Origin of the sequence: Candidatus Nanobsidianus stetteri (genome assembly GCF_003086415.1) — an archaeon.
Taxonomy (GTDB): domain Archaea; phylum Nanobdellota; class Nanobdellia; order Nanobdellales; family Nanobdellaceae; genus Nanobdella; species Nanobdella stetteri_A.
Genome location: NZ_QEFP02000009.1, coordinates 1 through 3,239, shown reverse-complemented (window position 1 = coordinate 3,239; position 3,239 = coordinate 1). Strand labels below are relative to the sequence as shown.

Below are 3,239 nucleotides of genomic sequence, written 5' to 3'. Positions count from 1 at the left end.
TCAATTAATATTTGAATATGTAGATGTTCTTGTGATGCACCAGCAGAAAACCCCTTATTTAAATTAATAAATATATATTTATAATCTTTTTCAGGTATTTTTTCATAGAATTCTTTTATTAACATGAATGAATTATATAAATCTAAATAATTTATTTGAGAAAAGCTCTTTACATGTTTCTTATAATTTGGAACCAATACTGCATGATATTTTCCATATGGATATTTATTTGAAAAAAGAACAGAGTCTCCAATATATATTTTCTTTGAAAATTCAAAATCTGGAGTTTCTTTTTCAGGATTACAAAATGGACATTTTGATTTTTTTGAATATAATCTTCCATAACTTCTTGGTTTACTTTTTATAGATTTATTTATTCTTATCTTAAAATTAGTTATTGGGTCAATTCTTTCTTCAATTATAAATCTTTCAAATTCATTATTAAACAAAGTTCTTACATCATATTCTTTTGATATTAATTTTAGGTCTTCATTATATATTTTTTCCATTTTTTTAATTTATGATCTTTAATAAATAAAAATATTTGAAAAATCATTTTTACTTAGATAATAATTAAATTGACTAATTGATAAAATATTAATGGAAATAATGAAAAATGATTAGTATTGATAATAGTCTAATTACTTATCTAAATAATAATGGAATATTGAATTTAATGAAAAGGAAATATTATATTATATAGAAGAATAAAAAGGCAAGATATTGAAATTTCAAATTATTTAGAAATAGGAATCGGTGTGTGGAATGCTTTATATTAATTGTATTCTTATTTCATCAAAAAGAGCAAAAAACTATAGAGGTGTGGATGGACAAATAAGAAGTTAGTTTCTTATAAATTATGAAATATTATTATTCTAAAAAAGCCCTTAATCTTTCTTCAGGATGATCACTAATAGCATTTACGTCAGCATATAAATCGTATTCAATTATCCCACCCTTATATATATTATAAGTTATTAATTTATTAGATGATAAAGATAGAATTATATTTGGTATTGGTACTAAAATTCCATTAAAATCTTTTAGTGAGAGAAATGTTATAATATGTGAAGGATCTTTATAATTTAAATTATATAAATGATTCAATAAATAACTTCTGCTTACTGCCCAAATCTGAGGATGACCATGATCTTCTGCAGATCTCCACATTGAATCATCAATTTTAGGATGATCTCTTTTTTCACCATAGAAATCTATAGAATATCTAACATAGATATTATCTGCTATATACATTCTATTTAACAATACATAAGATCCAGATTTGTCTCTATGAACTTGCAAGTTTGGTTTTACATCAATTCCATGCGCTCTAAAAATATGTAAGAGTTCTTTATAACCAGGTATAGAATGAAAAGATATGTAAAAAGTAACTTGTTTAGGGTCAGGATCTTTAAAAATTTTGAATCCATCTATTTTTCCATTTATCATCATATCTTGAAAATTTTTGTCCATTAAAACATTGTATATTTTATCTGAAAGTGGTGTATGTACTTTTATTCCGGGCCATGGATGTGGACCATATCTTGCCATAACCTGGAAACCTTCACTTTTTTGACGATACTGAAGATGATGTGTAAAGGAGAAACCTCTATAAAAGTTTAATAAATAATTGTAATAATTGCTCTTATTACTCCCGCCAAATATGCTAAATATACCCATTATACAATGAAGGGTTTAGAAATTTTTAAGTGTTTTTTAATAATTTTTAAAATCATGCTTAGAGTATAATAATGATAAAATATTGATATGAATTTCCGTAATATCCATAACTAATACTTTTATAAATTTTAATTTTATACTATTATAATGTTTGGGGATTTCCGACATTAGTTATTGTTATAATTATAGTAGTTTTTATAGTCATGTGGATTATAGCTTCATTATCTGTTTATATAGCTGATAGGATTATTAAATTAAATATACCCTTTTTGAGAGTTCTGATTGCTACCTTGATTGCGGATATAATATCTTTTATAATAAATATTGTAACAGTATCATACTTCTTGTCTACATATAATTTTGTAGTGCTTATCGTAGGTCTTATTATAGGTTTTGTAATAACTTTGGCAATCTATAAGTATTTGTTTGATATGGATTGGATAAAAACTTTTGTTATGCTAATTATAGCTAACATAATAGCTTTTGTTATTATGGCGATCTTAGGTCTAATATTTGCTTCTATTCTTTATATTTATCTTTCAGGTTTATTTGCTAGTCTTACAGCGGCACCATAAAGTTTTTTATATTTTTGAGATTTTTACATGAAGTAGACTATTGATTTCTTTGAAACATAATATCTTTTAATCATAACAAAGTTTTACTATTCCTTAATAATATTTATATTATAGCATTAACAAATTTTAAAAATAACAAAATTTTTATTCCTTTTATGGAAGTTTGGCTTATTATTCTAATAGTAGTTTTAATATTGATAGTAGGATTTTTTATAGCAATGTACAATTCTCTAATAGCATTAAAGAAAAATGCAGAAAAGGCATGGTATGATATAGATGTATTATTGCAAAAGAGACATGATGCATTAGCAAAATTAGTAGAAACAGTAAGTAGTTATTTAGTATATGAAAGAACAGTTCTTGAAAGATTAACACAAATGAGAACCCAATATATGAATTTACCATCAAATGATATACAATCAAAAATAAATTTATCAAATCAAATTACAGGAGCCTTTAGATATTTATTTGCAGTAATGGAAAATTATCCACAATTAAGATCAAATCAAAATGTAATACAATTACAGCAAGCAATCATGGAATTAGAATCACAATTGGCAGATGCAAGAGAATTTTATAACGAAGCAGTAACTTTATTAAATACAAGAATACAACAGATACCATATAATATTGTTGCTAGTATAGCTGATATAAAACCAATGCCCTTATATAAAGTACCAGAGGAAGAAAAACAAGATGTATCTACAAGGTTACAATTTTAAGTATGCAAAAAATAATATTGTTTTTTTAGATCTTAGAAATAATCTGAATTATTTACGACAAACACCCAATGTTAAAAATTTATCAAGTACTAGGACAATATATAATAATTATATACCTCCATATGCGAAAGATATTAAGGTAAAGAGTTATGACGGTTTTTATTTTGTGTTTTTTATGTTTTTTTATATTATAATATTTCAGTTTATAGGGGTTTTCTGCTGGTGCATCACAAGAACATCTACATATTCAAATATTAATTGA

At 24.4% G+C, this 3,239-nt stretch carries 3 protein-coding genes and 1 pseudogene; 2 read left to right on the top strand and 2 right to left on the bottom strand.

The genetic code is table 11. From position 1 onward, the window contains the following. Positions 1-509 (bottom strand): annotated as a pseudogene (locus tag DDW03_RS01755) (hypothetical protein); the annotation flags it as partial. Positions 510-870: 361 nt separating this feature from the next. Beyond that, complete coding sequence (locus tag DDW03_RS01750) at positions 871-1,680, bottom strand: hypothetical protein (protein WP_228615346.1); 810 nt, start codon at positions 1,678-1,680, stop codon at positions 871-873. A gap of 203 nt (positions 1,681-1,883) precedes the next feature. Here DDW03_RS01750 and DDW03_RS01745 point away from each other — a divergent pair, with 203 nt between their 5' ends. Beyond that, positions 1,884-2,255, top strand: a complete 372-nt coding sequence (locus DDW03_RS01745) for a hypothetical protein (RefSeq protein ID WP_228615345.1) — start codon at positions 1,884-1,886, stop codon at positions 2,253-2,255. A 155-nt stretch (positions 2,256-2,410) separates the two neighbouring features. Next, a complete protein-coding gene (locus DDW03_RS01740; RefSeq protein WP_228615344.1) occupies positions 2,411-2,977 on the top strand; it encodes a LemA family protein in 567 nt (188 codons plus the stop codon). The last annotated feature ends 262 nt before the right edge of the window (positions 2,978-3,239 follow it).